Annotated in this window: 23 protein-coding genes and 1 pseudogene; 13 read left to right on the top strand and 11 right to left on the bottom strand. The window is 68.8% G+C overall.

The genetic code is table 11. From position 1 onward, the window contains the following. Positions 1 to 61: 61 nt before the first annotated feature. From cysM to ACXRVZ_RS13925, 3 genes are read left to right on the top strand one after another with little or no spacing between them, the layout of a single operon-like run. Positions 62 to 958: a cysteine synthase CysM gene (cysM, locus tag ACXRVZ_RS13935; protein WP_458232485.1), complete on the top strand. Its 897-nt coding sequence runs from the start codon at positions 62 to 64 to the stop codon at positions 956 to 958. Further along, entirely contained in the window at positions 955 to 1,488 is a 534-nt protein-coding gene (locus ACXRVZ_RS13930) for an NUDIX domain-containing protein (protein ID WP_457426476.1), read from the top strand. The genes cysM and ACXRVZ_RS13930 overlap by 4 nt, the downstream gene beginning before the upstream one ends. Before the next feature lie 4 nt (positions 1,489 to 1,492). Next, positions 1,493 to 1,720 carry a sulfurtransferase TusA family protein gene (locus tag ACXRVZ_RS13925; RefSeq protein WP_457426474.1) on the top strand — a complete coding sequence of 76 codons (228 nt, stop codon included), beginning with the start codon at positions 1,493 to 1,495 and terminating at the stop codon, positions 1,718 to 1,720. Between the two features lie 29 nt (positions 1,721 to 1,749). Here ACXRVZ_RS13925 and galU read toward each other — a convergent pair whose 3' ends face one another. Beyond that, positions 1,750 to 2,643, bottom strand: coding sequence for a UTP--glucose-1-phosphate uridylyltransferase GalU (gene galU / locus ACXRVZ_RS13920; protein ID WP_457426472.1), 894 nt, complete (start codon positions 2,641 to 2,643; stop codon positions 1,750 to 1,752). Positions 2,644 to 2,729: 86 nt separating this feature from the next. Between galU and ACXRVZ_RS13915 the strand changes: the two genes are divergently transcribed. Then, the gene (locus tag ACXRVZ_RS13915) at positions 2,730 to 3,674 is read left to right on the top strand and encodes an NAD(P)-dependent oxidoreductase (protein ID WP_458232484.1); all 945 of its coding nucleotides are present in this window, start codon (positions 2,730 to 2,732) and stop codon (positions 3,672 to 3,674) included. Here the strand turns inward: ACXRVZ_RS13915 and ACXRVZ_RS13910 are convergent. Together ACXRVZ_RS13910 and ACXRVZ_RS13905 are read right to left on the bottom strand one after the other, a co-directional pair. Beyond that, positions 3,668 to 6,484, bottom strand: a complete 2,817-nt coding sequence (locus ACXRVZ_RS13910) for a valine--tRNA ligase (RefSeq protein WP_457426468.1) — start codon at positions 6,482 to 6,484, stop codon at positions 3,668 to 3,670. The two genes, ACXRVZ_RS13915 and ACXRVZ_RS13910, sit on opposite strands and share 7 nt — an antisense overlap. Before the next feature lie 44 nt (positions 6,485 to 6,528). Next, the gene (locus ACXRVZ_RS13905) at positions 6,529 to 7,080 is read right to left on the bottom strand and encodes a hypothetical protein (protein ID WP_458232483.1); all 552 of its coding nucleotides are present in this window, start codon (positions 7,078 to 7,080) and stop codon (positions 6,529 to 6,531) included. A gap of 17 nt (positions 7,081 to 7,097) precedes the next feature. Here ACXRVZ_RS13905 and ACXRVZ_RS13900 point away from each other — a divergent pair, with 17 nt between their 5' ends. From ACXRVZ_RS13900 to ACXRVZ_RS13890, 3 genes are read left to right on the top strand one after another with little or no spacing between them, the layout of a single operon-like run. Continuing rightward, the gene (locus tag ACXRVZ_RS13900; protein ID WP_457426464.1) at positions 7,098 to 7,391 is read left to right on the top strand and encodes an ATP-binding protein; all 294 of its coding nucleotides are present in this window, start codon (positions 7,098 to 7,100) and stop codon (positions 7,389 to 7,391) included. Positions 7,392 to 7,398: 7 nt separating this feature from the next. Then, a complete protein-coding gene (locus tag ACXRVZ_RS13895; RefSeq protein WP_458232482.1) occupies positions 7,399 to 8,112 on the top strand; it encodes a response regulator transcription factor in 714 nt (237 codons plus the stop codon). After that, positions 8,109 to 9,185 (top strand): ATP-binding protein, encoded by a 1,077-nt coding sequence (locus ACXRVZ_RS13890; RefSeq protein WP_457426757.1) that lies wholly within the window; start codon positions 8,109 to 8,111, stop codon positions 9,183 to 9,185. Before ACXRVZ_RS13895 ends, ACXRVZ_RS13890 begins: the two co-directional genes overlap by 4 nt. 154 nt (positions 9,186 to 9,339) lie before the next feature. Here the strand turns inward: ACXRVZ_RS13890 and ACXRVZ_RS13885 are convergent, their stop codons facing one another. The 3 genes and pseudogenes from ACXRVZ_RS13885 to ACXRVZ_RS13875 form a co-directional block, all read right to left on the bottom strand. Then, positions 9,340 to 10,317 (bottom strand): GMP reductase, encoded by a 978-nt coding sequence (locus ACXRVZ_RS13885; RefSeq protein WP_457426755.1) that lies wholly within the window; start codon positions 10,315 to 10,317, stop codon positions 9,340 to 9,342. A gap of 544 nt (positions 10,318 to 10,861) precedes the next feature. Next, positions 10,862 to 11,464: pseudogene (locus ACXRVZ_RS13880) on the bottom strand (NUDIX domain-containing protein); the annotation flags it as partial. Between the two features lie 41 nt (positions 11,465 to 11,505). After that, positions 11,506 to 12,816 carry a DUF3422 family protein gene (locus ACXRVZ_RS13875; protein ID WP_457426753.1) on the bottom strand — a complete coding sequence of 437 codons (1,311 nt, stop codon included), beginning with the start codon at positions 12,814 to 12,816 and terminating at the stop codon, positions 11,506 to 11,508. A 91-nt stretch (positions 12,817 to 12,907) separates the two neighbouring features. Here ACXRVZ_RS13875 and ACXRVZ_RS13870 point away from each other — a divergent pair, with 91 nt between their 5' ends. Then, positions 12,908 to 14,041, top strand: a complete 1,134-nt coding sequence (locus tag ACXRVZ_RS13870) for a beta-ketoacyl-ACP synthase III (protein WP_457426751.1) — start codon at positions 12,908 to 12,910, stop codon at positions 14,039 to 14,041. Here the strand turns inward: ACXRVZ_RS13870 and ACXRVZ_RS13865 are convergent. Together ACXRVZ_RS13865 and ACXRVZ_RS13860 are read right to left on the bottom strand one after the other, a co-directional pair. After that, positions 14,038 to 15,576: a methyl-accepting chemotaxis protein gene (locus tag ACXRVZ_RS13865; protein ID WP_457426749.1), complete on the bottom strand. Its 1,539-nt coding sequence runs from the start codon at positions 15,574 to 15,576 to the stop codon at positions 14,038 to 14,040. The two genes, ACXRVZ_RS13870 and ACXRVZ_RS13865, sit on opposite strands and share 4 nt — an antisense overlap. Before the next feature lie 12 nt (positions 15,577 to 15,588). Continuing rightward, positions 15,589 to 16,383 carry a transporter gene (locus ACXRVZ_RS13860; protein WP_458232481.1) on the bottom strand — a complete coding sequence of 265 codons (795 nt, stop codon included), beginning with the start codon at positions 16,381 to 16,383 and terminating at the stop codon, positions 15,589 to 15,591. A 118-nt stretch (positions 16,384 to 16,501) separates the two neighbouring features. Here ACXRVZ_RS13860 and ACXRVZ_RS13855 point away from each other — a divergent pair, with 118 nt between their 5' ends. After that, the gene (locus ACXRVZ_RS13855; protein WP_457426745.1) at positions 16,502 to 17,014 is read left to right on the top strand and encodes a hypothetical protein; all 513 of its coding nucleotides are present in this window, start codon (positions 16,502 to 16,504) and stop codon (positions 17,012 to 17,014) included. Between the two features lie 30 nt (positions 17,015 to 17,044). After that, positions 17,045 to 18,478, top strand: a complete 1,434-nt coding sequence (gene sbcB / locus ACXRVZ_RS13850) for an exodeoxyribonuclease I (protein ID WP_457426743.1) — start codon at positions 17,045 to 17,047, stop codon at positions 18,476 to 18,478. On the opposite strand, the gene ACXRVZ_RS13845 is transcribed toward sbcB, so the two are convergent. Together ACXRVZ_RS13845 and ACXRVZ_RS13840 are read right to left on the bottom strand one after the other, a co-directional pair. Continuing rightward, positions 18,475 to 19,794 carry an amidohydrolase family protein gene (locus tag ACXRVZ_RS13845; RefSeq protein WP_457426741.1) on the bottom strand — a complete coding sequence of 440 codons (1,320 nt, stop codon included), beginning with the start codon at positions 19,792 to 19,794 and terminating at the stop codon, positions 18,475 to 18,477. The genes sbcB and ACXRVZ_RS13845 overlap by 4 nt on opposite strands. Position 19,795: 1 nt before the next feature. Further along, positions 19,796 to 22,852 (bottom strand): amidohydrolase family protein, encoded by a 3,057-nt coding sequence (locus tag ACXRVZ_RS13840; protein WP_457426739.1) that lies wholly within the window; start codon positions 22,850 to 22,852, stop codon positions 19,796 to 19,798. A 90-nt stretch (positions 22,853 to 22,942) separates the two neighbouring features. Here ACXRVZ_RS13840 and ACXRVZ_RS13835 point away from each other — a divergent pair, with 90 nt between their 5' ends. The 3 genes from ACXRVZ_RS13835 (at position 22,943) to ACXRVZ_RS13825 (ending at position 25,194) form a co-directional block, all read left to right on the top strand. Further along, positions 22,943 to 23,875 carry a GGDEF domain-containing protein gene (locus ACXRVZ_RS13835; protein WP_457426736.1) on the top strand — a complete coding sequence of 311 codons (933 nt, stop codon included), beginning with the start codon at positions 22,943 to 22,945 and terminating at the stop codon, positions 23,873 to 23,875. A 216-nt stretch (positions 23,876 to 24,091) separates the two neighbouring features. After that, positions 24,092 to 24,364 (top strand): hypothetical protein, encoded by a 273-nt coding sequence (locus ACXRVZ_RS13830; protein WP_457426734.1) that lies wholly within the window; start codon positions 24,092 to 24,094, stop codon positions 24,362 to 24,364. A gap of 221 nt (positions 24,365 to 24,585) precedes the next feature. After that, the gene (locus tag ACXRVZ_RS13825) at positions 24,586 to 25,194 is read left to right on the top strand and encodes a PEP-CTERM sorting domain-containing protein (protein ID WP_457426732.1); all 609 of its coding nucleotides are present in this window, start codon (positions 24,586 to 24,588) and stop codon (positions 25,192 to 25,194) included. Positions 25,195 to 25,265: 71 nt separating this feature from the next. Here the strand turns inward: ACXRVZ_RS13825 and ACXRVZ_RS13820 are convergent, their stop codons facing one another. Beyond that, positions 25,266 to 26,360 carry an NAD(P)/FAD-dependent oxidoreductase gene (locus ACXRVZ_RS13820; RefSeq protein ID WP_457426730.1) on the bottom strand — a complete coding sequence of 365 codons (1,095 nt, stop codon included), beginning with the start codon at positions 26,358 to 26,360 and terminating at the stop codon, positions 25,266 to 25,268. Between the last annotated feature and the right edge of the window lie 14 nt (positions 26,361 to 26,374).

The raw sequence follows: 26,374 nt of genomic DNA, 5'->3' as shown, positions 1-26,374 counted from the left end.
AGGGGCGGATTATGCACTCGCAAAGCCTCGGGTCATCGACCCGCTGCCACAATCGCCGGCCATGAACTATCCGACCCTCGAAGACGTCATTGGCGCCACGCCGCTGGTGCGCCTGCAACGCCTGCCCGGGCGCGATGCGCGCGGCAATGTGATCCTGGCCAAGCTGGAGGGCAACAACCCGGCCGGCTCGGTGAAGGACCGCCCGGCCATCAGCATGATCAAGCGCGCCGAGGAGCGCGGCGAGATCAAGCCGGGCGACACGCTGATCGAGGCGACTTCGGGGAACACCGGCATCGCACTGGCCATGGCCGCCGCCATCCGCGGCTACCGCATGGTGCTGATCATGCCGGAGGACTTGTCCATCGAACGCGCGCAGACGATGAAGGCCTTCGGTGCCGAACTCGTGCTGACGCCCAAGACCGGCGGCATGGAATACGCCCGCGACCTGGCCGAGCAGATGGCCGGCGAGGGCAAGGGCCGGGTGCTGGACCAGTTCGCCAATGCCGACAACCCACGTGCCCACTACGAGACCACCGGCCCCGAGCTGTGGAAGGACACCGGCGGGCAGATCACGCACTTCGTCAGCGCCATGGRCACGACCGGCACCATCACCGGCGTGTCGCGCTTCCTGAAGGAGCAGAACCCGGCCGTGCGCATCGTCGGCGCCCAGCCGGCCGAGGGCTCGCGCATCCCCGGCATCCGCAAATGGCCCGAGGCTTACATGCCGAAGATCTACGACCCCAGCGGCATCGACGAGCTCGTGCTGGTGAGCCAGAGCGACGCCGAGGACATGGCGCGGCGGCTGGCGGCCGAGGAGGGCCTGTTCGCCGGCATCTCGGCGGCGGGCGCCTGCTGGGTGGCGCTGCAGATCGCGCGCCAGGTCGAGAACGCGACCATCGCCTTCATCGTCTGCGACCGCGGTGACCGCTACCTGTCGACCGGCGTGTTCCCTGCATGAAGCCTTATCGCTTCTGCCCGGACTGCGCCAGCGAGCTGGCGCTGATCACGCAAGCCGAGGACGGCGGCGACAAGGAGCGCCTGCGCTGCGCTGCCTGCGGCTTCACGCACTGGAACAACCCGACGCCGGTGCTGGCGGCGGTCATCGAATGCACGGACCGCGAAGGCCAGGTGCTGCTGGCGCGCAACGCCGCCTGGCCGGGGCGCTTCTTCGGGCTGATCACGGGCTTTCTGGAAGCCGGCGAGTCGCCCGAGGGCGGCATCCGCCGCGAGATTGCTGAGGAGACGTCGCTGGAGGTTCAGTCCCTGAGCCTGCTCGGCGTCTGGGATTTCCAGCGCATGAACCAGATCATCATTGCCTATCACGCGGCGGCGAGCGGCGAGATCAAGCTGTCGCCGGAACTGGCCGAGTACAAGCTGATCCCGCCCGAGAAGGTGCAATGCTGGCCGCAGGGCACGGGCCAGGCTTTGGCGACCTGGCTGCGGTCCAAGGGCATTGAGCCCAAATGGCTCGACCTGAAGCGAGAATGATTCGATGGACGTCCAACGCGAGATCGACACCCGGGGGCTGAACTGCCCCTTGCCCATCCTCAAGGCCAAGAAGGCGCTGGCCGACATGCTCAGCGGCGACCTGCTGCGCGTGGTCGCGACCGACCCTAGCTCAATGCGCGACTTCCAGGCCTTTGCGCGTCAGACGGGCAACGAGCTGGTTCAGCAGGAAATCGCAGGCACGGAATTCATCCACGTCCTGCGGCGGCGCTGATCAGACCTTGGTCTGTTGGGGACAGGCTCCTAGAGATTCAGGCCCTGCAGGAATTCTTTGAAGCCCGGGCCCAGTTGCGGGTGGCTCAGGGCCAGCTCGACGTTGGCCTGCAGGAAACCTTCCTTGCTGCCGCAGTCGTAGCGCTTGCCTTCGTAGCGGTAGGCGAACACCTTTTCGCGGCGCAGCAGGCCGGCGATGCCGTCGGTGAGCTGGATCTCGCCGCCCACGCCGCGCGGCTGGTTGGCGATCTCGTGGAAGACGCCCGGCGTCAGGATGTAGCGGCCGGCCACGCCCAGGCGCGACGGTGCGTCCTCGGGGGCGGGCTTCTCGACGATGCGGTTCACATCCATCAGGTTGTCGTTGACCTGCGTGCCGGCGACGATGCCGTAGCGGCGCGTGTGCTCGGCCGGCACTTCCTGCACGGCCAGGATGGAGGCCCGCCAGTCGGCGTACTGCTCGACCATCTGCTTCAGGATGCCGCGGCCGGGCGCGGGGCCGACCATCAAGTCATCGGCCAGCAGCACGGCGAAGGCCTCGTTGCCCACCAGGCGCTGGCCGCACAGCACGGCGTGACCGAGGCCCAGGGCCTGCGCCTGGCGCACATAGATGCACTGCATGTCGTCGGGCTTGACGCTGCGCACCACGTCCAGCAGGTCCTGCTTGCCGGAGTTCTCCAGCGCGACTTCCAGCTCGAAGGTCATGTCGAAATGGTCTTCGATGGGGCGCTTGTGGCGGCCTGTCACGAAAATCATCTCGCGCACGCCGGCCTCATAGGCTTCTTCGACCGCGTACTGGATCAGCGGCTTGTCGACGACAGGCAGCATTTCCTTGGGCTGGGCCTTGGTGGCCGGCAGGAAACGCGTGCCGAGACCGGCGACCGGGAAGATGGCTTTGGTGATCGGCGATTTGGTCGAAGAGGCCATGGGTACACTGGTTGAGAACAAGGGCGCGGCGATTGTGTCACGCGGGTTGTGACGGTTTTGACCCTTGAGTTGGCCACAAAGAGCGCATGTCCGTCCTGATACTGGAACCGTTGGAAGCCGATGTCGTGCAATGGCTTGCCGAGCGGCATGACGCACGTTTCGCGCCAGAACTGGTGGGCGATTTCCAGGGCCTGGTCGAGGCCTTGCAGGACGCCCGCGCGCTGGTCGCGCCGCCGGAAGTGCGCATCGATGCCCAACTGGTGCGCAGCGCACCGATGCTGCGTGCCATCGGCCGGGCCAGTGGCGGCATGGAAAACATCGATGTCGAGGCCTGCCGCAAGGCCGGCGTGGAGGTGGTGCGCTCGCAGGCGTCGACCGCCAGCGCCGAGGCTGAGTTCGCCGTCGGCGCGCTGCTCAGCCTGCTCCGGCGTGTGCCCGTGGCGGGCAGCGACGGCCTCAAGGTCGGGCGCGAGCTGGGTTGCTCGACCATCGGCGTGCTGGGCCTGACGCCCGCCGCCCAGGTGCTGACGCAACTCCTGCATGCCTTCGGCGCGCGCGTCATCGGCTACGACCCCGCCGTGCACCCGAGCGACGCGACCTGGGCGCGCTGGGGCATAGAGGCGGTGAGCCTGAGCCTGCTGATGGAGCAGAGCGACGGCCTGGCGCTGCTGCTGCCCTACTACGACCGCTACCGCGGCATCGTCGGCGAGCGGCAGCTGGAGGTCGCACGGCCGGGTCAGGTCGTCGTGGGACTGAGCCAATCGGGCCTGGTGCATGAAGTGGCGCTAGCGCAGGCGCTGCGCAGCGGCCGGCTGCGGGCGGCGTGGTTCGACAGCCTGGAGCCTGGTTGGCTGGAGTCGGGCCGGCCGCTGTACGGCATGGCCAACCTGCAGGTCACGCCGAGGCTGGCCGGCACGACGCGCGAGTCCCGCGTGCGCGCGGCCTGGGCCGTGGCGCGCGGCATCGACGTGCTGCTCAGCCCGCCGGCGGGTGGCGCCAAGGCCCCCGCCAAGGCGGTCGACTACTACTGAGCGGGCAGGCGAGCCAGCTGCTCGCGCAGCCGAACCACCGTCTCCTTGAAGCCCGCCACGCGGGCGCGCTCCTGCTCGACGACAGCGGCCGGCGCGCGGGCGACGAAGCTCTCGTTGCCCAGCTTGGCCTCGGCCTTGACGACCTCGCCCTCCAGGCGCGTGGCTTCCTTGGTCAGCCGGGCGCGCTCGGCCTCGACGTCGATTTCGACCTTCAGCGCCAGCTTGGCCGCGCCGTACAGGAGTACCGGTGACGTGGCGCTCTGCTTGGCGAACTCCGCCTCGTCGGCAATCAGCTCGACGGCGCTGAGCTTGGCCAGCACCTTCAGCACGGCAGCTGCTTCAGACAGGAAGGAAAGGTCGCCGCCCACCAGCAGCGGCACGCGGTCGCTCGGGCTGAGGTTCATCTCGCTGCGCAGGCTGCGCGTGACGCCGACGACTTCCTTGAGCTGGGCCATCCAGGCGTCGGCATTGGCGTCGATGCGCTCGGGCTGGGCGATGGGATAGCCGGCCTGGCCGATGAAGTCGGTCGTCTTGCGGCCGGCCACGGGCGCCACCGTCTGCCACAGCTCCTCGGTGATGAAAGGTGCGACCGGGTGCAGCAGGCGTAATGTGGTCTCCAGCACGCGGATCAGCGTGCGGCGGGTGGCGCGCTGCTGGCTCTCGTCGCCAGTCTGGATCTGCACCTTGGCGATTTCCAGGTACCAGTCGCAGTACTCGTCCCAGACGAAGCTGTAGACGGCGTTGGCGACGTTGTCGAGGCGGTACTCGGCAAAGCCTTGGGCCACGGCGGCTTCGACGCGCTGCAGCTCGCTGCTGATCCAGCGGTCCGCCTGGCTGAACTTGTTGTAGCCCGGGGGGCAGGCACCCTGGTCGTGCGCGAGGCCGCAGTCCTGGCCTTCGGTGTTCATCAGCACGAAGCGCGTCGCGTTCCAGAGCTTGTTGCAGAAGTTGCGATAGCCCTCGCAGCGCTTGGTGTCGAAGTTGATGTTGCGGCCGAGGCTGGCGTAGGACGCCATCGTGAAGCGCAGCGCGTCCGCGCCATAGGCCGGCATGCCTTCGGGGAACTCCTTCTTCACGCGCGCGGCCACCTTGGGCGCCGTCTCGGGCTTGCGCAGGCCCTGGGTGGACTTCTGGATCAGCGTGTCGAGGTCGACACCCTGGATCAGGTCCACCGGGTCCAGCACGTTGCCCTCGCTCTTGCTCATCTTCTGGCCCTGCGAGTCGCGCACCAGGCCATGGATGTAGACGTCCTTGAAGGGCACCTTGCCGGTGAAGTGCGTCGTCATCATGATCATCCGGGCGACCCAGAAGAAGATGATGTCGTAGCCGGTCACGAGCACGGAGGAGGGCAGGAACAGCTCCTGCTCCAGGGTCTTCTCGGGCCAGCCCAGCGTGGAGAAGGGCACCAGCGCCGACGAGTACCAGGTGTCCAGCACGTCGGGGTCGCGGGTCAGCTCGCCCAGGTAGCCGGCCGCCTTGGCGCGGGCCTGCGCTTCGTCCTCGCTGCGCGCGACGAAGAGTTCGCCGCCGGTGCCGTACCAGGCCGGGATCTGGTGGCCCCACCACAGCTGGCGCGAGATGCACCAGTCCTGCAGATTGCCCATCCAGTGGTTGTAGGTGTTGACCCACTGCTCGGGGTGGAACTTGACGGCGCCGGTCTCGACGGCCTCGATGGCCTTGGTGGCGATGCTCTTGCCGTCCGCGCCGGGCTTGGTGGTGGCGACGAACCACTGGTCCGTCAGCATCGGCTCGATGACCTGGCCGGTGCGCTCGCAGCGCGGCACCTGCAGCTTGTGCTTCTTGACCTCGACGAGCAGGCCCTGCGCCTCCAGGTCGGCGACGACGCGCTTGCGGGCGACGAAGCGGTCCAGGCCGCGGTAGGTCTCGGGGGCGTTGTCGTTGATGCGGGCCTGCAGGTCCAGCACCGCGATCATGGGCAGGCTGTGGCGCTGGCCGACGGCATAGTCGTTGGTGTCGTGCGCGGGCGTGACCTTGACGACGCCGGTGCCGAACTCGCGGTCCACGTAGTCGTCGGCGATGACCGGGATCTCGCGATCAGTCAGCGGCAGTTTGACCAGCTTGCCGATCAGTGCGGCGTAGCGCTCGTCCTCGGGGTGGACCATGACGGCGACGTCGCCCAGCATGGTCTCGGGCCGCGTGGTGGCCACGACGACCGAGCCGGAACCGTCCGCCAGGGGATAGCGGATATGCCACAGCGAGCCGTCTTCCTCTTCAGACGAAACCTCCAGGTCCGACACGGCGGACTGCAGCACCGGGTCCCAGCTCACCAGGCGCTTGCCGCGGTAGATCAGGCCTTCCTCGAACAGGCGCACAAAGGTTTCGACGACGACTTTCGAGAGCTTCTCGTCCATCGTGAAGTACTCATGGCCCCAGCTCACCGAGTCGCCCAGCCGGCGCATCTGGCTGGTGATGGTGTTGCCGGACTCCTGCTTCCAGTCCCACACGCGGGCGACGAAGTTCTTGCGGCCCAGGTCATGGCGGCTCTGGCCGGCGGCCTGCAGCTGGCGCTCGACGACGATCTGCGTGGCGATGCCGGCGTGGTCCGTGCCCGGCACCCACAGCGTGTTGTCGCCCTTCATGCGGTGGTAGCGCGTCAGCGAGTCCATCACCGTCTGGTTGAACGCGTGGCCCATGTGCAGCGTGCCGGTCACATTCGGCGGCGGCAGCTGGATGCTGAAGGACGGCTTGGCCGGGTCCAGCGTCGGCTCGTACAGGCCGGCGGCCTCCCACTTCGGACCCCAATGGGCTTCCAGGGCGGCGGGTTCGAAGGACTTGGCGAGTTCGGTCACGGGGCTTGTCTCGGCTGGGCGGGCAGTGGGCTGGGCCGGCGATTTTATGGGCGAGGGTCGATACAAAACGAAACCCGGCGATACCGCGCCGAGATGCTCTGCGCAGGCGTGCCCGGAATGATGAACGCCATCCCCACCACCGGGCCTGACGCCCACGGAGCACCGCCATGAACTTTTTTCGTCGCTGGCACGCCCACCACGAATTTCGCCATCACTTTGGCCACGGCCACCATGGCCATCATCTCGGCCGTCATGCTGATGGCTTCGCCCATCTCCTCCTGGCCCGAGTCGGCGCCAAGCTGGATCTGGACGACGGCCAGCAGCGCCGCTTCGCCACCTGGCTCGACCAACTCCAGCAGCAGCGCGACGCGCTGAAGAGTCTCGTCGGCGGGCCGGAGCTGGCCAGCCTCTTCGCTGAAGAGCAGTTCGGCCGCGGCCCTGCCCAGCAGATGTTCGACGCCAAGCTCGACACGCTGCGCGCCGCCGGCCCGGGCCTCGTCACCGCCTTTGCCGACTTCTTCGACTCGCTGGACGCCGAGCAACGCCAGGTGCTGCGTTTCATGATGCGGCGCCTGAGCCGCCATCAGCGCGATCATCAACGAGACAGCGCGTGATGGACGCGCACTGTGGCACGCAGCCTCGCGGCCGCTTCATGCCGCACATCGACCGCAACCGTTGCGAAGGCAAGGGCGAGTGCCTGGCGGTCTGCCCGTTCAACGTGTTCAGCATCGCCAAGCTGCCGCTCGAGGATCGCCAAGGCCTGAGCTTGTTTGGCAGGCTGCGCGGCATGGCGCATGGCTGGGAGCAGGCCTTCACGCCCAACGCGGCGGCCTGCGAGGCCTGTGGTCATTGCGTCATCGCCTGCCCGGAGCACGCGATCACCCTGGTTCGCGTCATGCCGAAATAATCGCGACATGCACCGACTGCTGTTGATCGACGACGACGAGGCCCTGGCCGGGCCGCTGACGCAATACCTCGCGCGCTTTGACTTCCAGCTCGAAGCCGTCACGCGGCCCAGTGCCGCCGTGGCGCGGCTGGCCATCGAGCGCTTTGACGCGCTGATCCTCGACGGCATGCTGCCCGAGATGGACGGCTTCGAGTTCTGCAAGCGGCTGCGCGCCGGGGCCGACCCCTGGCGCGACATCCCCGTACTGATGCTGACCGCGCGCGGCGACCTGACCGACCGCGTCGTCGGCCTGGAGCTGGGTGCCGACGACTACCTGCCCAAGCCTTTCGAGCCGCGCGAGCTGGCGGCGCGGCTGCAGACCATCCTGCGCCGCACACGGCTGGCACCCGCCGCATCGCCTGCTGTGGCGCAACCGGCGAGCAAGCTTTGCTTTGAGGGCCTGGAAATCGACACCGCGCGCCGCGAGGTGCGCTGCGCGAACGGCTTCATCGAGCTGACCGGCACCGAGTACGAACTGCTGTTGTTGCTGGCCCGCGAGCCCGGCCGCGTGTTCTCGCGCGACGACATCCTGAACCGGCTGCGCGGCCAGGAGGCCGAGCTGTTCACGCGTGCCGTCGACATCCTGGTGAGCCGCCTGCGCCGCAAGCTGGAGCCGCTTGAGGCCTTGAAGACGCTGCGCAATGCAGGCTACTGCTTTGCCCTCCCGGAACGGTCGTCATGAGGCGCCACCCCTACGACCACCAATGGCGCGAGCGCTGCGAGCGCCAGCAGAAGAAGCGCGCCCATCGGTTCAGCCGCGACCGCGAGTGGCGCTGGCGGGCGCGGCATCGCTGGCATCAACGCTGGCACCGGCATCACCGGCAGTTCAATCACTCGCTCGGCGCGCGGCTGATCGCCGTCTTCTTCCTGCTGGCCCTGGCCAGCAGCGCCATCCTCTGGGGCTCGGAGGGCAGCGCCTATGGCCTGCTGTGGGCCGTGCCGGCGCTGCTGATCGTGACGGGTCTGGCCTTCGGCATGATTCGTCACATGGTGTGGCCCTTGCACGCGCTGGCCATCGGCGCCGAGGCCTTTGGCCGCGGCCAGTTCTCGCACCGCGTGCCGGTCATCCACCGCGATGAGATCGGCGACCTGGCGCTGCGCTTCAACCAGATGGCCACCGACATCCAGGCCATGCTGGACGGCAAGCGTGCCCTGCTGCTGGCCATCAGCCACGAGCTGCGCAGCCCGCTGACGCGTGCCCGCCTGCACGCCGAGATGGTGGGCGAGGGCGAGTCTCGCGATGCGCTGCTGGACGAGCTGGCGCAGATGCGCGACCTCATCAGCGCGCTGCTGGAGAGCGAGCGCCTGGGCAGCGGGCATAGCGCACTGCAGCTGTCGGACTGCGATGTCGCCGAGCTGGCGCGCGAGCAGGCGCAGCCGGGCGTTGAACTGCACATCGAGCCGGGCCTGCCCGTGCTGAAGCTGGATAGGCTGCGCGCGCAGCTGTGCCTGCGCAACCTGGTGCAGAACGCGTTGCGCCACAACGATGCCGCGCGTGGCGCCGTGCAGGTCACGCTGGCACGACAGGGCAACGGCGTGCGCCTGAGCGTGCGTGACTTCGGTCCCGGCGTGCCGCCCGATGCGCTGCCGCAACTGGGCCAGCCCTTCTATCGGCCCGACGAGGCCCGCACACGCCATGGCGGCGGCGTGGGCCTGGGGCTTTGCCTGTGCCGGCTGGTGGCCGAGGCCCACGGCGGCCGGTTGGAACTGCGCAACGCCGAGCCGGGCTTTGAGGCGGCGGTGACGTTGCGCTGAGTCACCCGCGTTCTGACGGTGCCCTCACGGGCTCGCCGAAACGCCGGCCGCCGTTGGGTTGCTACATGAACAAATGTTCCCCCGCGTTCTGGCTGCGCCCTGGCGGGCTTGCCGGAACGCGGGAATCGCGCTTCGCGCTCGGTGCCCCTGCGGGTCACATGAACAAATGTTCACCCGCGTTCTCCCCACCCAGCACCACGTAGTTCACCTTCTTCAGGTCCGTCAGCTGCGTGCCGCCCGAGTAGGAGATCGAACTCTGCAGGTCTTCCTCCATCTCCCGCAGCGTGTCCACGAGCTTGCCCTTGACGGGTTCCAGGATGCGCTTGCCCTCGACGTGCCGGTATTCGCCCTTGTTGAAATCCGAGGCTGAGCCGTAGTACTCCTTGAAGCGCTTGCCGTCGACCTCGACCGTCGTGCCGGGCGATTCCTCGTGGCCGGCGAACAGCGAGCCGATCATGACCATGGACGCGCCGAAGCGCACGCTCTTGGCAATGTCGCCGTGGTGGCGGATGCCGCCGTCGGCCACGATGGGCTTGGTGGCCACGCGGGCGCACCACTTCAGCGCCGAGAGCTGCCAGCCGCCAGTGCCAAAGCCGGTCTTGAGCCGCGTGATGCAGACCTTGCCCGGGCCGACGCCGACCTTGGTCGCGTCCGCGCCCCAGTTCTCCAGGTCGATGACGCCCTCGGGCGTGCCGACGTTGCCGGCGATGACGAAGGCCTCGGGGAGCTGCTGCTTGATGTGGCCGATCATGCGCTGCACGCTCTCGGCATGGCCGTGGGCGATGTCGATGGTCAGGTAGTCGGCGCCCACGCCCTCGGCCGCGAGGCGGTCGACGAGGTCGAAATCAGCCGGCTTCACGCCCACGCTCAGGGACACGAGCAGGCCCTTGTCGCGCATGGACTTGGCGTAGGCCAGGCTGTCCAGGTCGAAGCGGTGCATCACGTAGAAGTAGCCCTCGCGGGCCAGCAACTCGGTGATGGGCTCGTCCACCACGGTCTTCATGTTGGCGGGCACCACCGGCAGGCGGAAGCGGTGCGGGCCGAACTGCACCGAGGTGTCGCAGTCCGAGCGGCTCTCCACGCGGCATTTGCGCGGCAGCAGCAGGATGTTGTCGTAGTCGAAGATTTCCATGGTTCAAGTTCGCAAGTACGGCGTGCGTTGATGCAGTGCGYGCCTGGCTGCGAGCGCTTGACTTGGCTCTGCCGGCTGTTGTTCGTCCGCTTTTCGAGCGGGCAAAAAAAAACCGGACGCCAAAATTTGGGCCCGGTGATTGATTCTACGCAACTGGCGTGGCGGTCAGGGACTTGAGGCTTTCAAGGCCGTGGTGCACAGCCAACCCTCGAGCCAAAGCAGCCTTGACCATCGCATCCGCGCCGGCCGACTCGCCACCAATGCGCAACAACACGTCGCAGCGCTCCAGCACCGCCTGGGCGTGCGGGTGGAAGAAGCGGTCCCAGACGGCATCGCCGCGCTGGCCACCCGCGGCTTCGATCAGCGGCAGCGTGACCCATTCCCCCAGCAGCGGCACATGGCCCAGCTCAGCCACATGCACGGCGGCGTCCTGCATGGCCTTGACGTTGGCGGCGAAGGCGTCCTCGCGGTCGCCGGTGCCGCTGCGATAGGGCCCAGCGATGAAGACGAGCAGCGGCCCCTGCCTCAGCGGCAGGCCGAAGACATGCCGCTCGGCCCAGCGCAGCAGCATGATCGTCTTCGCATCGACGATCTCGCCGGCCTCGACCTGGCGCATGGCCTCGTCAAAGCACAGCTCGAAGCGGGCGATGTCCTCGCCCTCGTCGATCAGGCCGCCACCGTCGCTGACGAGATCGGTGTCCTCGTACTCGGCGGCGAAGAAGTGCAGCTTCTCGGTCACTGAGCCAGGGCTCATATAGGCCTCGAACAGCGGCTGCGGTTCGCGCACCTGCACGCCGGCTTCCTGCTCGGCCTCAGCGCGGATGCAGCTGACCGGGTCGGCCTCGTCCAGCAGCCCGGCCACGGCTTCCACCATCAACTGCTGCCAGCCGTTCACGAACACGGGGTAGCGGAACTGCCGCGTCAGCRGCACGCGGCGGCGCGCGCGCTGGTAGAGCAGGATGCAGGCGCCATTGCCGCGGTCATAGGTTTCGCGGTCCTGCGTCTGCCACTGGCCGTCGCTGCGCAGGAAGTCGAAGCGGGTGGTCTTCAGCGTGTACCAGTTGTCTGACAGCAGCTTCACCTGCCGCACGCGCACGCGTTCGGGAAGGGGGAGGTCGGTGATGCGGGATTCGGGCGAGGTGGGCATGGGCGGTCCGGGTTTTGAATCAATGATCCCGCAGGCGCCCATCAGGGGTGATTGAAGAACTTGCGGTGGATGCGCCGCGTCGTCTGCCAGACGGTCAGCAGCACGACCGGAATGGCCGCGCCGGCCGCCAGCTCCGGGCTGAAGGGCAGCCAGCCCTCGGCCTTCAGCGCCTTGAAGAAATAGAGCAACAGGCTGACGACGTAGTAGGTGATGGCAGCGAGCGACAGCCCCTCGACGGTGGCCTGCATGCGCAGTTGAGTGCGCTGGCCGTCGCCGAGTTGGGCCAGCAGCTGCTGGTTCTGCGCCTCGGTGGCGATGTCCACGCGCGTGCGCAGCAGGGCGCTGGCGCGTGAGATGCGCTGCGACAGGCCGGCCAGGCGCTGCGCCGTGGCGCTCACCGTCGCGATGGCCGGCGACAGGCGCCGCTGCATGAACTCGCCAAGCGTCTGCGCGCCGGCGACCTTGCCCTCGTGCAGCTCGCCCAGCCGCGTCTCGACGATGGCGTGATAGGCCTGCGTCGCGCCGAAGCGGTACTGGTGCTCGGCCGTCGCATGTTCGATGCGGGCGGCCGTCGAGATCAGGTCGTCCAGCAGATCGGCCTCGGAGGCGCCGCGCAGCTCCAGCCGCGCGGTGATGGCGGCCAGCGTCGCCTCCACCTCTGTCAAGATCGAGCCCAGTGCCTTGGCGGCGGGCAGGCCGCGCAGCGCCATCAGGCGGTAGGTTTCCAGCTCCAGCAGGCGCTGGCAGATGCGGCCGGCGCGGGTCTCGGGCGTGCCGGGCTCGGCCAGCACGACGATGTGCTCGAAGCCGCTGGCGCGCAGGCAGAAGTCGGTCACCACCAGCGAATGCCCGCCCATGGTCGATGCGACCACGGCATGGGCGCCGAACCAGGCCTGTGCCTCGGCCAGCGCACTGGGCGCGAAGGTCAGCGGGCGCTCGATCATGACCAGCTTGATGGCTGCGAAGGTGCGCCCCGGGATGCGGCTCAGCCAGTCGCCCGGCACGCGCAGCGCCAGCGCATCCAGCGTCTGCGCGCTGGGCTCGGCGTCGGCAGGCAGCGGCTGCACGACCGAGTAGCGCGTGAACTCGGCATGGCGCTCCCACTTCATCGAGAACTCGCCGCAGCGCAGGCGCAGGAAGTTGGCGTGAAGCGCGTCCTCGGCCAGGTCGTGCTGGCCGGGCAGGCGCCGCAGGTGGGCGTGCTCGTCGGCGCGGCTGACGCCGTCGTTCAGCATGGCGATGTGGACGATGACGGCCGGCAGGCGGATGCGCGCCGGCGGGCGGGCATGCACCTCGTTGTGCAGCGTCAGGCGCAGGGCGTCGTCGGGAGGTAGCAGGCTGTCTTCGTTCATGGCCCCAGGCTAGTGCGTAGTGAAGTCATCCGGCCGGGTCGATAAGATTTCAGGCTTCGTACTTCAGCAGGCGGCGGCTTCCGTCATCCATATGCAAGCTTCATTCCCGCCCGTCGTCATCAGCGGCACCGGCCTGTATCGCCCGCCCCATGTCATCACCAACGCTGAGCTTGTCGAGGCCTTCAACGCCTATGCCGACCTGCAGAACGCCGAGCACGCCGAGGCGATAGCCGCTGGCGAGCGTGTCGCTTTGACGCACTCCAGCGTCGAGTTCATCGAAAAAGCCTCGGGCATCAAGCAGCGCTATGTCGTCGAGAAGGCCGGCGTGCTGGATCCGACCCGCATGTACCCGCGCTTCACGCCGCGTGGCGACAACGAGATCTCGCTGATGGCCGAGATCGCTGCCGACGCAGCGCGCCAGGCCTTGCAGCAGGCCGGCAAGACCGGCGCGGACATCGACGCCGTGCTCTGCTCCAGCGCCAACATGCAGCGTGCCTATCCGGCCATGGCGGTCGAGATCCAGCAGGCGCTGGGCGCCGGTGGCTACGGCTTCGACATGAACGTGGCCTGCTCGTCGGCCACCTTCGCACTGGAGCAGGCCTTCAATGCGGTGCGCTCGGGTGCGTCCAAATGCGTGCTGGTCGTGAATCCGGAGATCACGTCCGCCCATCTGGAATGGCGCGACCGCGACTGCCACTTCATCTTCGGCGACGTCTGCACGGCGGTCATCGTCGAGCGCGCTGAAACGGCGACCGGCGCCGACCAGTGGGAAATCCTCGGCACCCAGCTCGCCACGCAGTTCAGCAGCAACATTCGCAACAACTTCGGCTTCATGAACCGCGCCGAGGACCGCGACCCGAACGCGCGTGACTTGACCTTCTACCAGGAGGGCCGCAAGGTCTTCAAGGAGGTGGTGCCCATGGCCGCCGCCCATATCGAGACCCACCTCGGAAAGCTGGGACTGGAACCGACGCAAGTGCGCCGCTACTGGCTGCATCAGGCCAACCAGGGCATGAACCAGTTGGTCATCAAGAAGCTCGTGGGCGCCGACGCGGGCAGCGCGATCGCGCCGCTGATCCTGGACGAGTACGCCAATACCGCGTCGGCGGGGTCCATCATTGCCTTCCATCACCATCGCGGCGATTTGCAGGCCGGTGACACCGGTGTGATCTGCTCCTTCGGCGCGGGTTATTCCATCGGCAGCGTCGTCGTCAGGAAGCGCTAACGAGGAAGCCTGAACTGCGCCACCAGGTCGGACAGCCGCGCCGCCTGGTTCTTCAGGCTCTCGGCCGCCGCCGCGCTTTCTTCCACCAGTGCGGCGTTCTGCTGTGTCATGTGGTCCAGGATGGTGACCGCCGAGCCCACCTGGCCTATGCCCTGGCTCTGCTCGCTGCTGGCCGTGCTGATCTCGGCGATCAGGTCGCTGACCTTGCCAACCTCGACGACGATGCTGCGCACCGTCTCGCCGGCGCGGCCCACCTGCGCCGAGCCTGCCTCGACACGCTCCACACTGCTGCCGATCAGGCTCTTGATCTCCTTGGCCGCGTCGGCCGAGCGGCCGGCCAGCGAGCGCACCTCCGACGCGACGACGGCGAAGCCGCGCCCTTGCTCGCCCGCGCGCGCCGCCTCGACGGCAGCGTTCAGGGCCAGGATGTTGGTCTGGAAGGCAATGCCGTCAATGACGCCAATGATGTCGGCGATGCGTTTGGAGCTGGCCGAGATGTCGCCCATGGTGTGGATGACCTCGTCCACCGCCGCGCCACCGCGCTCGGCCACCACCGCCGCAGAGCGTGCCAGTTCGGTGGCGCGCTGGGCCGTGGCGGCGTTGTTCTTCACCGTCGCCGTCAGCTCTTCCATCGCCGAGGCCGTCTCTTCCAGGCTGCTGGCCTGCTCCTCGGTGCGCTGGCTGAGGTTGGCGCTGCCGGTGGCGATCTCGGCCGAGCCGGTGGCGATGGAGTCCGCGCTGGACCGCACCTGGCCGACGATGTGCGCGAGGTTGGTGCCCATCTGCTGCAAGGCCAGCAGCAGGTGGCCGGTCTCGTCGCGCGTGTGGCCCTCGATGTGATGGCTGAGGTCACCACCGGCCACCGTCTGCGTGTGGCTGACGGCGCGCTCCAGCGGCTGCGTGATGCTGCGTGCCGCCACGAGGTTGAAGCCCAACAGCAGCGCCGCGCCGACGACGGCCGCCGCGATCAGCAACAGCTTCGCTCGCGCCGCCGAAGCCGCGCCGGTGGCGTCGGTCTCCTTGGCGAAGGCCTGGATCAGGTCGCTCAAGCGCTCCATGTCCGTCTCCAGCGCCTTGAAGGCCTCGCCAAAGGCGGGCAGCCGCGCCTCGGCGGCGGGCAGGTCGCTGCCGGCGAGCTTGACCACCTCGTTGGCGCTGGTGATGTAGGCGTTGAGCCGCGTCTGCGTCTTGGCGATGGTGTCGGAGATGGCCGGGCTGAGGGACAGGGAGTTCAACTCCTCCATGTGCCCGCGGAAGTCCTTGGTGTGCTCGGCGATGTCCTTCTGCACGTCGGTCAGCTCCGACGCTTGGCCCTTGAGCCCGCCCAGCACCGCACGCAACACGTCGCCGCGCAGGGCGTCATGCATCATGTCCGCCTCCAGCTGCGAGCGCAGCGCCGCGTTGGTGCGTGCCACCGCCTCCGCCGTGCTCGACAGCGTGCCCAGCGCCAGGTAGCCCACCAGGCCAACCAGCAGCACGAAGGACAGGCCCATCAGGCTGAGCGCCATCAGGCGTTGGCGGATGTTGAGATTCATCGTCGCTCCTCTTCAGAAGCGGGCCGACAGGCCCACCGTCAAGCCCAGGTCGGGCGCGTTCTTGTTGATGCCGCGAGACACCGCCACGTCCACCTGCAGGTTGCGGTCCAGCAGGTAGGCCAGCCCCGCGTCCAGCGTGACGACGCTGCCGCCGTGGCGCCGCGATGCCAGCTGCTGGCCCGACAGCTCGACGAAGCCGCGCAGTTGTTCAGTCAGCGACTTGCCGACGACGCCGGCCAGGATGGCGCCGACGAAATGCCGGCCGTCCTCGTCACGGTCGCGGTAGATGCCCGGCATTACGCCGGCCGACCAGCCACCGGCGAACTCCCACTCCGCCACGAAGCGCAGCGAGGGCCGCAGCCCCTGGCCGCGAAACGCACCCGAGCCGCTGTCCATGTCGACGTGCAGCAGCCAGCCCATCCCCGGCGTGCCGGCCTCCTCGTCGCCATCGCGCTGGTGCCACTTGACGCCCACCGACAAGTCAGACCAGCCGCGCTCGCGCGCCGTGACGCCGGCCTCCTCGGAGCGCAGCCGCAGCCGGCCGTCGGTCTCGAAGCGCAGTTCCCAGGTTTCGCCAAGGCCGACGCGCAACAGCGTGGGTGTGCTGGCCAGCCGCGTCTTCACGCTGCCCACCCGGTCGCGTTCCCAGGCCAGGCTGGTCTCGATCTGCCATCGGCCCTTGCCGACCACGTCGCTGGACTCGACGAAGTCCGGGCGGTCGGTGGCGATGGGCTCGTCCTCGGCCCAGGCGGGGGCGGTGAGGGCGAGGGCCAACAATCCTTGCAGCAGCGCGGCATGGGTCTTCAAGGCGGACTCCCTCGTTGGCATCGGCTAGCGGCCCACTCTAGCGGAGCCTCCTCCGCTTGGCGACAGGCTTGCGCTATCGTGCCGGCCGTTCACCAGATCAAGCGCAGGGAGTGTGTCCATGTCATTTCATCTTGGCCGAGTGATGGCAGCCTGCCTGCTGGCGGCGTGCGTTCAAGTCGCTGCCGCTGCGGACCTGCCGCGCAAGCAGTTCGAGCTCCGAGTCGAGGAGACGGGTACCCGCTTCGGTCGCGCGGCGATGACGAGCCAGGGCTTGCCGCTCAACCGGCGCTACGCCGAGCTGGACGCGAAAGAAAAGGCCCTCGTGCGCGCGAACTACGAGGGCATGCCCGAGGCCGACGAGCCGCCGTTCCCGGCGGACGGCCTGCTGCCCGTCATGACGACGCTGCACATCGGCGCGGAGCGGGGCTTCCCCTTGGGCAAGCTCGCGGTCGTGGTTGATGTGGACAGCAGCGGCAAGGTGCAGCACGCCCAGACCTTCGGCAAGGTGGACGCCGACTTCGCCCGCTTCGCCGCCAGCGTGCTGGCACGCACGCCGTTCAAGCCCGCCGTCTGCGCTGGCAATCCCTGCGCCATGCAGTACGTGTTTCGCATCGAGTTCGGCGGCGTCTGAGGCCTGCGGGGCATCGGCTATCGTGGCGGCATGAGCGACCTGACCTTCTTCTGGCACGACTACGAGACCTTCGGCCGCGTGCCGCGCCGGGACCGGCCGGCCCAGTTTGCCGGCCTGCGCACCGACGCCGAACTCAACGAGATCGGCGAGCCGCTGATGCTGTATTGCCAGCCCGCGCCCGACTACCTGCCCGACCCCGAGTCCTGCCTGCTGACGGGCATCCTGCCCCAGCACTGCTTGCAGCGCGGCGTGCCCGAGCACGAGTTTGCCGCCAGCATCGAGACCGTGCTGGCGCTGCCCGGCACGGTGGGCGTGGGCTACAACAGCATCCGCTTCGATGATGAAGTCACGCGCCACCTGTTCTGGCGCAATCTCATCGACCCCTATGCCCGCGAGTGGCAGAACGGCTGTGGCCGTTGGGACCTGCTGGACGTCGTGCGCTGCGCCTATGCGCTGCGCCCCGACGGCTTCGAGTGGCCCAAACACGAGGATGGCCGCCCCAGCTTCAAGCTCGAACACCTGACCATCGCCAACGGCGTGGCCCACGAGGCGGCGCACGATGCGCTGTCCGACGTGCGCGCGACCGTCGCGTTGGCCCGCAAGCTGCGCCAGGCCCAACCCAAGCTGTGGGACTTCTGCGTCAAGCTGCGCAGCAAGCAGGCCGTGTGGGACGAAATCGGCATCGGCAAACCCTTTCTGCATATCTCCGGCATGTACGGCCCCGAGCGCGGCTGCATCGCGGTGGTGTGGCCGCTGGCGCCGCACCCGACGAACAAGAACGAGCTCATCGTCTGGGACTGCTCGGTGTCGCCCGAAGAGCTGCTGACGCTGAACGCCGAAGCCATCCGCGCGCGCATGTTCACCAAGCAGGACGCGCTGCCCGAAGGTGTCACGCGCCTGCCCATCAAGACCCTGCACGTCAACAAGAGCCCCATCGTCATCGGCAACCTGAAGACGCTCAGCCCGGCCATGGCCGAGCGCTGGGGGCACGACACCGAAGCCCAGCTCGCCAACGCAAGGCTGCTGGCCGAGAAGGGCCGGCTGCTGGACGGCCTGTGGGGTGATGTCTTCCAGCGCGAACCCTTCGAGGCGGCTGACGTGGACGAAGACCTTTACGGCGGCTTCATCGGCAACGAGGACCGCCGCGCGCTGAACCGCGTGCGCGCGACGACGCCCGTGCAACTGGCCGAGCGCGCGGCGCAGGGCAAGCTGGCGTTTCAGGATGGGCGGCTGGAGGAGCTGGTGTTCCGCTGGCGTGCGCGCAACTTCCCGGCGACTCTGTCGACGGAAGAGGCGGAGCGCTGGCAGGGTCATCTGGCGGCGCGGCTGCATGAAGGCGAGGGTGGGGCGCAGACGCTGGCGGCGTTCATGGAGCGCATTGACGTGCTCGGCGAGAACGCCGACGAGCGCGGCGAGGGCATCCTGTCGGCGCTGTACGACTACGCCGAGCAGATCGCGCCTTAGCGCTTCAGATATTTGTCCCGCAGCGCCGTCTGCCGATCGCTCAGCTCCACCTCACGCCCCTGCATGAACACCCGCTCGACGCGCGTGCTCGACTCCAACGGGTCGCCGTCCGCCACGAACAGGTTGGCCAGCTTGCCCACCTCCAGCGAGCCCAGCTTGTCGGCCACGCCGAGGATCTGCGCCGGGTAGAGCGTCACGGCCTTCAGTGCGTCGTCGTCGCTCAAACCGAAGGCGCGCGCATGCGCGGCCTCGAAGGGCAGGTTGCGCGCATTCGTCGAGTCGCGGCCGCCGTCGGTGATGCAGAAGCGCACGCCGGCCGCAGCCAGCTTGGCGGGCAGCGTGAAGAGGGCGTCCGGCGGGTCGTCGCGGCGCAGCGGCAGGCGCAGCAGGCCGCCGATGACGACGGGCACGTCGCGCTCGCGCAGCGTGTCGGCCACGCGCCAGGCGTCCGCCCCGCCGACGAGGATGAGCTTCAACCCATGCCGGGCCGCGAAGTCCAGCGCGAAGCGGATCTGCGCCAGGTCGTCGGCATGCATGAACACCGGCCGCGCCGGTGCCGCGCCGGGTGTGGCGGGCAGCACGGCGCGCATGGCCTCCCAGCGCGTGTCTATGGCCGTGCCTGGATCGGCGGCGCGGGCCAGCGCGTAGGCGCGGGCGTTGTCGAAGGCGTCGTCCAGCATCTTGAGCCTGGCCTCCGTGGAGCGCCGGATCTCGGCCAGCCGCGCCTCGGGCTGGCTCGGGAAGAGGGCGCCGTTCAAGCGCAGACGCGGCACGACGACATGCAGGCCCACCTCGGGCACCAGGGCCATGTCCTGCCAGTTCCAACCCTCCAGTTGCAGCAGGGCCGAGGTGCCGGCGATCAGCCCGGTGCGGCCGGCCTCGGGCACGCTCAAGGCGGCCAGCACGCCGCCGCCGCGGGTGACGGGCAGCAGCTCGCTGTCGGCGTTGAAGGCGACCAGCGCGCGGGCGTTGGGGTTGACGGCGCCGGTCTCGCTGGTGTCATAGGTCGCGCTGACCGAGCGGATCTCGGCCAGGCCCAGGCTGGTGTCGGCCGCCACCATGCCGGGGTAGACGTGGCGCCCGCCCAGGTCCACGGTCCTGGCGCCAGCCGGTGCGGCCAGCTTGGCGCCGCCGATCGCGCGGATCCTGCCGGCTTCGATCAGCAGGCTGCCGTTGGCGATGACGGGGCCGCTGACCGGATGCAGCGTGGCGTTGCGCAGCAGCAGGGGTTCACGTTGCGGCGGGGGTGGCGTGTTGGGCGATGCGAGAGCGGTGGTAGCGGCGGCCAGCAGGGCGGTGAAGAGGGTGCGCTTCATGTCAGAACCCCTCCGTCGTGCATTCATGCCATGCGTCGCCGTTGAAATAGCTGTGACGATCTCGGTTCATCTCGTGCAGCCAGCGTTGCAGCTGCAGCTGGTCCAGCGCGGCGGCAAGCGGGGTGGCCGGTCGCCCCTCGGGTGGCGCCGTGGCCTTGGTGCGTTCGGGCAAGGCCAGCGCCACCAGGCGGGCACGCTCGGCGTTGTCGCGCACGCGCAGTTGCGCATCCTCGCCACGGTCGAAGTAGCGGCTGCCGTTTATCCAGGTCTGCTCGGCCTTGGCGGCGCTGGACAGCGGATGCCCGCTCCAGACCACGAAGTCGGCATCCTTGCCTACCTCCAGCGAACCCACGCGGCCGGCGATGCCCAGTTGCCTGGCCGGGTTGATGGTGACGAACTTCAGCGCCTCGGCTTCGGTCATGCCCCAGGCCTTGCCGCCATAACGCAGCGCCTTGGCGGCCTCGGTGTTCAGGTGGCGGGCCAGCTCGTCACTGTCGGAGTTGAAGCTGGTCAGCACCCCGGCCCTGTGCGTCATCGCGCCGTTGTAGGGAATGGCGTCCTGCGCCTCCAGCTTGTAGCCCCACCAGTCGGCGAAGCCCGACGCACCCGCGCCCAGGGCCGCGATCTCCGGCGCGACCTTGTAGGCCTCCAGCACATGCTGGAAGGTCGCCACCTCCAGGCCGAACTCCCTGGCCAGCGCGATGAACATCAGGATCTCGTCGGCGCGGTAGCTGTGGATGTGGATGACGCGCTTCTTCTCCAGCAGCTCGACCAGGGTCTCCAGTTGCAGGTCGCGGCGCGTGCCCGGGTCGGCCTTGCGCTGCTCGCGGTAGGCCCGGGCGGCCAGCAAGGCGTCGCGCATGACCTGCTCGACGCCCATGCGGGTGGCCGGGTAGCGCGGGTCGTTGTCACTGGCGGGGAAGTTGGCGCGCTTGGCGTTCTCGCCCAGCGCGAACTTGATGCCCGGCCTGGCGCCTGCGAACTTCAGCGCCTCGGCGTCCTGCCCCCAGCGCAGCTTGATGACCTGGTTCTGCCCGCCGATGGCATTGGCCGAGCCGTGCAGCAGGTTGGCACTGGTCACGCCGCCGGCGAGCTGTCGGTAGAGGCTGATGTCGGTCGGGTCGAGCACATCGGCCACGCGCACTTCCGCCGTGACCGAGTGGGCCCGCTCGTTGATGCCGCGCTGAATGGCGGTGTGCGAATGGGCGTCGATGAGGCCGGGCGTCAGGTGCTTGCCAGTCGCATCGATGACGACGGCGCCGGCAGGTGCGGCCAGCCCCTTGCCGATGGCGGCGATGCGGCCGTCGCGCACCAGCAGGTCGCTGGCTTCCAGCGTGCCGGCGGCGGCGCTGGTCCAGACCGTCGCATTGCGCACCAGCACTGCGGCCGGCCGCTCGGGTGGCGCCACGCGGCCAAACACGCCGGCAGGGAAGGTGGCAGGCGAGGGCGCCCAAGCCATCGGCGGCCTGGCCGCGGGCGGCTCGAAGGCGGCGGCGCGCGTCGCCGTCCATGGCTGGGTGCGGCCATCGCCCAGCGTCAGCGCGCCGGCCAGCGTCTCGTCGTGCCCCTCCAGCCGCAGGCTGGTGCCGCCCTCGCAGGGCCAGCGCAACAGCAGCTCGCGGCCGCGCTGTTGCATATCGCAGCTGCGGCCATCCACCAGCAGCGTGGGCCTGGCGCGCGTCCCGGCGATCTGCCAGGTCTGCTCGGCGCCGCCGGCCGGCTTCACGGTCCAGCGGCCGCGTGCATCGAAGCGCTCCCAGGCCTCGGTCGTCAGCGGCTGACCGTCGACAAAGGCAATCTCGACCTCGGCCTGATCGTTGGTGAAGAGGTCGCCGCTCGCCACCACCACATGGGCCAGTTGCCCCGGTGCGGGCTGGCCCAGGCGGCCCTGGCCGAGCAGCCTGGCCGGCGTCGTCGTCAGCGCGGCCAGCGCGGCCTCGGGCTTGAGCCCGCGCTGCACAGCCTGGCGCAGCCGCGGCCAGAAGTCCTTGCGCAAGTCCTTCAGCCCCTGCGTCGAGATCGCGAACTCGACGCCCGCCGCCTGCAGCGCCGCCGCATTGGCCGGCGCTGCGGCCCAGTGCTGCAGCACGTCCAGCGGTACGTCGAGCGCGCTCTCGGGCTGCTCGACCTCCGGCGCGGCCGGGTAGGCCAGCGGCAGGATGACGGGCAGGCCCAGCGCCTTCAACTGCGCTACCCGGCGGTATTCGTGGCCCGTGCCCTGCGCGATCACCTGCAAGCCGAACTCGTCGCGCAGCCTGGCGATGCGGGCCAGGTCTTGCTCGTCCAGCGCCTCGTGCACGACGGGTTGCTTGCCGCCTGCGGCCGGCGCCAGCGCGACCAGCCCCGCGTTGAACTCGCGCCGCTCGCCCGACGGCTGCGGGCCGGCGGCCCAGCGCACGTTCAGCCAGGTCTGGCGCATCAGCGCGACGCTGCCCATCAGCGAGGTCGGGTAGCTGACGACGCCGACGCGGCCGCCACTCTCGAAGTCGACCGCCAGGTATTCGTGCGCCACATGCTGGGCCACGTCGGCCGCCAGCACCAGGCTGCGCGCGTCGCCGCCCTCGCGCAGGCTGATCAGCGCGCTCTGGCCGCGGAACACGGCACCCGTCGGCGGCAGCGACAGCGCCGCGGTGAAGCCCTGATCGCGCTCGGCGCGCAGATCGTCGGGCTTGATGTCCAGCGCCGTGGCTTGGTGGAAGTCGGCGCGCACCCAGCGCTGACCGGGCGTCAGCCCCTTGGCCTTTGAGACGTCGATGCGCCCCTGGCCCAGGCTGCTGGCCGCGTCGATGAAGCCAGCGTAGACCGTGCGCCCCGGCAGATGCCAGACCCGCGCGCCCGCCGGTGGCTTCACTTGGCCACCAGCGGCGACGATGACGCCATCCTTCATGACCAGCGTGCCGTTCTCGACCGCCTGGCCCGGTGCGAGCACCAGGCGGACGCCGGTGAGCGCATGCCAGCGCGGCGTGGTCTCGCGCAAGCCCTGAGGGATTTCACCGAGCTGCTGAGCCTGTGCGAGGCCGGCGAGCAGGGCAAGCAGGGAGACCGTGAGCAAGCGCATCGCACGGACTCTAACGGCGTGATCTGCCTCATGGCTGAAAGCCGGCAGTCCTGCGATAGTCGGGCCTAGAAGACCGATCCGGAGACTCCCATGAGCAGCGCCGCACCCGCCCCGACCGACGATCCCACCACCGCCCGATTGCGAGCCTTGCTGGTGAAGGCACCCACCGCCGTCGCCTTTGTCGCCGGCCAGCGCTTCGAGGTCGTCAGCGACGAGTTCAACCACCTGTTTGGTTTCGGCGACGACAGCGACCTGGCCGGCCAGGGCACGCGCTCCGTCCACACCACCGACCTCGCCCACACCGCCCTGCACGAGCGTGCCACCGCCGCCTTTGCCGCCGGTCGGCCGCTGGACGAGGAGATTGAATACGTGAAGCGCGACGGCCACCGCTTCTGGGGCCGCCTGCAAGCCACGCCGCTGCAATGGGACGCGCCGGCCGGCGAGGCGCTCTGGATCCTTGAAGACGTGACGACCGCCCGCGCCCAGCGCCTGCAGCCCACCTGGACGGCCAAGCACGACGCCGTCACCGAGCTGGCCAACCGCCGCGAGTTCGAACGCCGCCTGGGCGAGCACGTCGGCAGCCGCCGCAACGAACCGGTGTCGGTGCTGTGGCTGGACGTGGACCGTTTCGGCGAGGTCATCAAGGGCATGGGCCCCGAGGTGGGCGACCATTTCCTCTACGGCCTGGGCCAGATGCTGATCGGCAAGGTGCGGGCCTCCGACCTGGTGGCACGGCTGGAGGAAGACCATTTCGCCATCCTGCTGCCCGACTGCGACCACCACTACGCCCAGATCATTGCCGAGAAGATCCGCTCCGCCGTGGCCGCCTACCGGCTGCGCTGGGGCATGCATCGCACCCGCGTGAAGGCGTCGCTCGGGGTCGTGCAGATCCACGCGACGCTGGCGACGGTGGACGCCGTGCTCGGCGCTGGCGCCTTGGCCTGCACCGAGGCCAAGGCGGCGGGTGGCGACAGCGTGCGTGTCTTCGTCTCCGCCGGCGGCTACGAGGAACTCGCGGGCTGAATCAGCCCACCCCCTACCGGCTGCGCCGGCCCCCTCAAGGGGGCACTGCCAGTGGCCCGGCAAAGCCGGTTCCACGGCAGTCACGCGGTAATGCGTGCCGTACTGCGCGGCTGCGTGTCCTCTGATCCCCGGAAATGCGGGGTTTTTCGCCGATTGTTCTAAAGTTCGCTTCAGCCCGGCCGATGTAGCGGTCATGCGCCTGAGAACTGAATCCCGATGAACGTCGCCCTCTCCACCGCCCTGTCTGGCATCTCGTCCGCGAACGAGCGCCTGCGCGCGTCGGCGTCCAACATCGCCAACCTCGCAGCCAGCAACCAGTCCCGCCCCAGCGTCGAGCCGACGAATGTCGACAAGGCGCCCGAGCGCGAGATCAATCCGGCCAACGAGATCGTCGAGCAGCAGTCCGCCGCCTACGCCTTCGTCGCCAACATGAAGGTGCTGCAGACGCAGCTCAACACCACCGGCGCCCTGCTGGACATCAAGGCCTGAACCTCTCCCCGTCGAGACTGGGCGCTGCCGATGCAGCGCCCTTTTTGCGCCCGGCATGCGCGCATTCTTGTGGGTGAAAGTCCCGCCGTAAGCACGGCTTGTCGAGGTTCTTTACACCTTCTTGACCGGTGCTTCGCGGCTCCCAGCCGGGCCTCCTATGAAATGAGTCGAATGGCACAGATCGTGCTCGGCTCGGCGCACCATTGGATTGGAGGTGAGTGATGAACATGCTGAGTTTTGTTCGTACCCGTCTGTTGGCCACGGCACTGCTGCTGGTAGCGTCCGTCGCGCAGGCCGCTCCGGTCTATCTGGAAACGTTTCTGTCGTTGCAGCAGACGGCAGGGCCGACCGTTGTTGCGTCGCCCAACGCGGGCTTCAATCTGTGGTCGACGACGTTCCAGCTCACCAACATGACCGGCACGGCGTTGAACGACGTCAAGCTTTGGTACACCGGCCCGCGCCTCAATGGCATCGATGCCGTGTGGGACGACACTACCTCCGTGTTCAAGACGGCGGATGCCACGCTGTCCGGCTACAACAACGACACCGCCTTGCTATATGGGCTGTCGGATCTGCCGGACCTTTTGATCTTTGGCGTCGACGACGCCGATACCTTGCCGGTGTGGAACCTCGGCTCGATGGGCGTCGGGCAAAGCGTCTCGGTGACGCTGGTTCGGGAGCTGACCGCCAACGTTGGCCAACTCAACTCCATCAGCATCCAATTCACGCAGACCGCAGCGACGGTGCCCGAGCCGGGAAGCCTGTTGCTCGTCGGCCTGGCGCTGAGTGTTCTGGCGACGTCCACCGCGCGTCGGCCCCGCAAAGATTGACGCTGGCCGCGACGGCATGAATCGGTGCAGGCAGGCGTTTCGGCGCCTGTTCTGCTTTGTGGCCCACGTGATCAGCACGATGGCCTGATCAGCGCCGCCACTTCCTCGGCCAGTGCCATCGACGCTGTCAGCCCCGGCGACTCGATGCCGAACAGCTGCACGAGGCCCGGCAGGCTGGCGTCGAGGCGGAAGTCCGCTGCGGCCTCGCCCGGGCCACTCAGCTTGGGGCGGATGCCGCTGTAGGCCGGCTGCAGCGCCCCCGCCGGCAGGGCGGGCCAGTAACCGCGCACCTCGGCCTCGAAGGCCGGCGCCAAGGCCGGATCGACGGCGTAGTGCAGTGCGGCCGGATCCGTCTCGGCCAGCCATTGCACGTCCGGCCCGAAGCGCGCCTGGCCACCCAGGTCCAGCGTCAGGTGCACGCCCAGGCCGCCGTCCACCGGTAGCGGGTAGATCAGCCGTGAGAACGGCGCCCGGCCGGCCAGCGAGAAGTAGTGGCCGCGCGCAAAGCGCAGCCTGGGTGCCGGTGTGCCGAGCGACTGCGCCACCTGCGCGGCAAACAGCCCGGCCGCGTTGACGACGCAGTGCGCGCCTATTTCGAAATCGGTGCCGACGCCCAAGCGCCAGCCGTCGCCGTCGCGCTCACCGCCCGTGACCGAGCTGGCCAGTGCCAGCGTCGCGCCGGCCGCTTCGGCGTCACCCAGCAGCGCCGTCATCAGGCCATGGCTGTCGATGATGCCGCTGGAGGGCGACAGCAGCGCACCTGCCGCCTGCAGCGCCGGTTCCAGTGCCAGCGTCTCGGCCCGGCTCAGCAGGCGCAGGTCGTCGACGCCGTTGGCCGCGCCGCTCGCGGCGAGCTGTTCCAGCCGGGCCAGGTCGGCCGGCCGGGTGGCGACGACCAGCTTGCCGCAGCGCTGGTGCGCGATGCCGCGTGCGGCGCAGTAGTCATACAACAGCGCCTTGCCGCGCACGCACAGCCGCGCCTTCAGGCTGCCGGCCGGGTAATAGAGGCCGGCGTGGATGACCTCGCTGTTGCGTGAGGAGATGCCCGTGCCGATGGCGCCGGCGGCTTCGACGATGACGACCTCGCGCCCTCGCTGCGCCAGCGCACGCGCGACTGCGAGGCCGATGACGCCCGCGCCGATGACGACGACTTCGACCTTGTCCATGGGGCGTCAGCCTA

It is taken from the genome of Roseateles sp. P5_E8 (genome assembly GCF_054177665.1).
The sequence above is the reverse complement of the archived record's forward strand: the minus strand, read 5'-3'. Positions and strand labels throughout refer to the sequence as shown.

What these genes read in the sequence shown, in the direction of transcription:
- ACXRVZ_RS13845 (WP_457426741.1), bottom strand. Translation starts at nt 19,794, where the DNA reads ATGAAGCGCACCCTCTTCACCGCCCTGCTGGCCGCCGCTACCACCGCT.
- ACXRVZ_RS13895 (WP_458232482.1), top strand. Translation starts at nt 7,399, where the DNA reads ATGCACCGACTGCTGTTGATCGACGACGACGAGGCCCTGGCCGGGCCG.
- ACXRVZ_RS13875 (WP_457426753.1), bottom strand. Translation starts at nt 12,816, where the DNA reads ATGAACGAAGACAGCCTGCTACCTCCCGACGACGCCCTGCGCCTGACG.
- ACXRVZ_RS13820 (WP_457426730.1), bottom strand. Translation starts at nt 26,360, where the DNA reads ATGGACAAGGTCGAAGTCGTCGTCATCGGCGCGGGCGTCATCGGCCTC.
- sbcB (WP_457426743.1), top strand. Translation starts at nt 17,045, where the DNA reads ATGAGCGACCTGACCTTCTTCTGGCACGACTACGAGACCTTCGGCCGC.
- ACXRVZ_RS13840 (WP_457426739.1), bottom strand. Translation starts at nt 22,852, where the DNA reads ATGCGCTTGCTCACGGTCTCCCTGCTTGCCCTGCTCGCCGGCCTCGCA.
- ACXRVZ_RS13865 (WP_457426749.1), bottom strand. Translation starts at nt 15,576, where the DNA reads ATGAATCTCAACATCCGCCAACGCCTGATGGCGCTCAGCCTGATGGGC.
- ACXRVZ_RS13930 (WP_457426476.1), top strand. Translation starts at nt 955, where the DNA reads ATGAAGCCTTATCGCTTCTGCCCGGACTGCGCCAGCGAGCTGGCGCTG.
- ACXRVZ_RS13830 (WP_457426734.1), top strand. Translation starts at nt 24,092, where the DNA reads ATGAACGTCGCCCTCTCCACCGCCCTGTCTGGCATCTCGTCCGCGAAC.
- ACXRVZ_RS13825 (WP_457426732.1), top strand. Translation starts at nt 24,586, where the DNA reads ATGAACATGCTGAGTTTTGTTCGTACCCGTCTGTTGGCCACGGCACTG.
- ACXRVZ_RS13905 (WP_458232483.1), bottom strand. Translation starts at nt 7,080, where the DNA reads ATGATCGCGCTGATGGCGGCTCAGGCGCCGCATCATGAAACGCAGCAC.
- ACXRVZ_RS13915 (WP_458232484.1), top strand. Translation starts at nt 2,730, where the DNA reads ATGTCCGTCCTGATACTGGAACCGTTGGAAGCCGATGTCGTGCAATGG.
- ACXRVZ_RS13890 (WP_457426757.1), top strand. Translation starts at nt 8,109, where the DNA reads ATGAGGCGCCACCCCTACGACCACCAATGGCGCGAGCGCTGCGAGCGC.
- ACXRVZ_RS13870 (WP_457426751.1), top strand. Translation starts at nt 12,908, where the DNA reads ATGCAAGCTTCATTCCCGCCCGTCGTCATCAGCGGCACCGGCCTGTAT.
- ACXRVZ_RS13835 (WP_457426736.1), top strand. Translation starts at nt 22,943, where the DNA reads ATGAGCAGCGCCGCACCCGCCCCGACCGACGATCCCACCACCGCCCGA.
- galU (WP_457426472.1), bottom strand. Translation starts at nt 2,643, where the DNA reads ATGGCCTCTTCGACCAAATCGCCGATCACCAAAGCCATCTTCCCGGTC.
- ACXRVZ_RS13925 (WP_457426474.1), top strand. Translation starts at nt 1,493, where the DNA reads ATGGACGTCCAACGCGAGATCGACACCCGGGGGCTGAACTGCCCCTTG.
- ACXRVZ_RS13885 (WP_457426755.1), bottom strand. Translation starts at nt 10,317, where the DNA reads ATGGAAATCTTCGACTACGACAACATCCTGCTGCTGCCGCGCAAATGC.
- ACXRVZ_RS13900 (WP_457426464.1), top strand. Translation starts at nt 7,098, where the DNA reads ATGGACGCGCACTGTGGCACGCAGCCTCGCGGCCGCTTCATGCCGCAC.
- ACXRVZ_RS13855 (WP_457426745.1), top strand. Translation starts at nt 16,502, where the DNA reads ATGTCATTTCATCTTGGCCGAGTGATGGCAGCCTGCCTGCTGGCGGCG.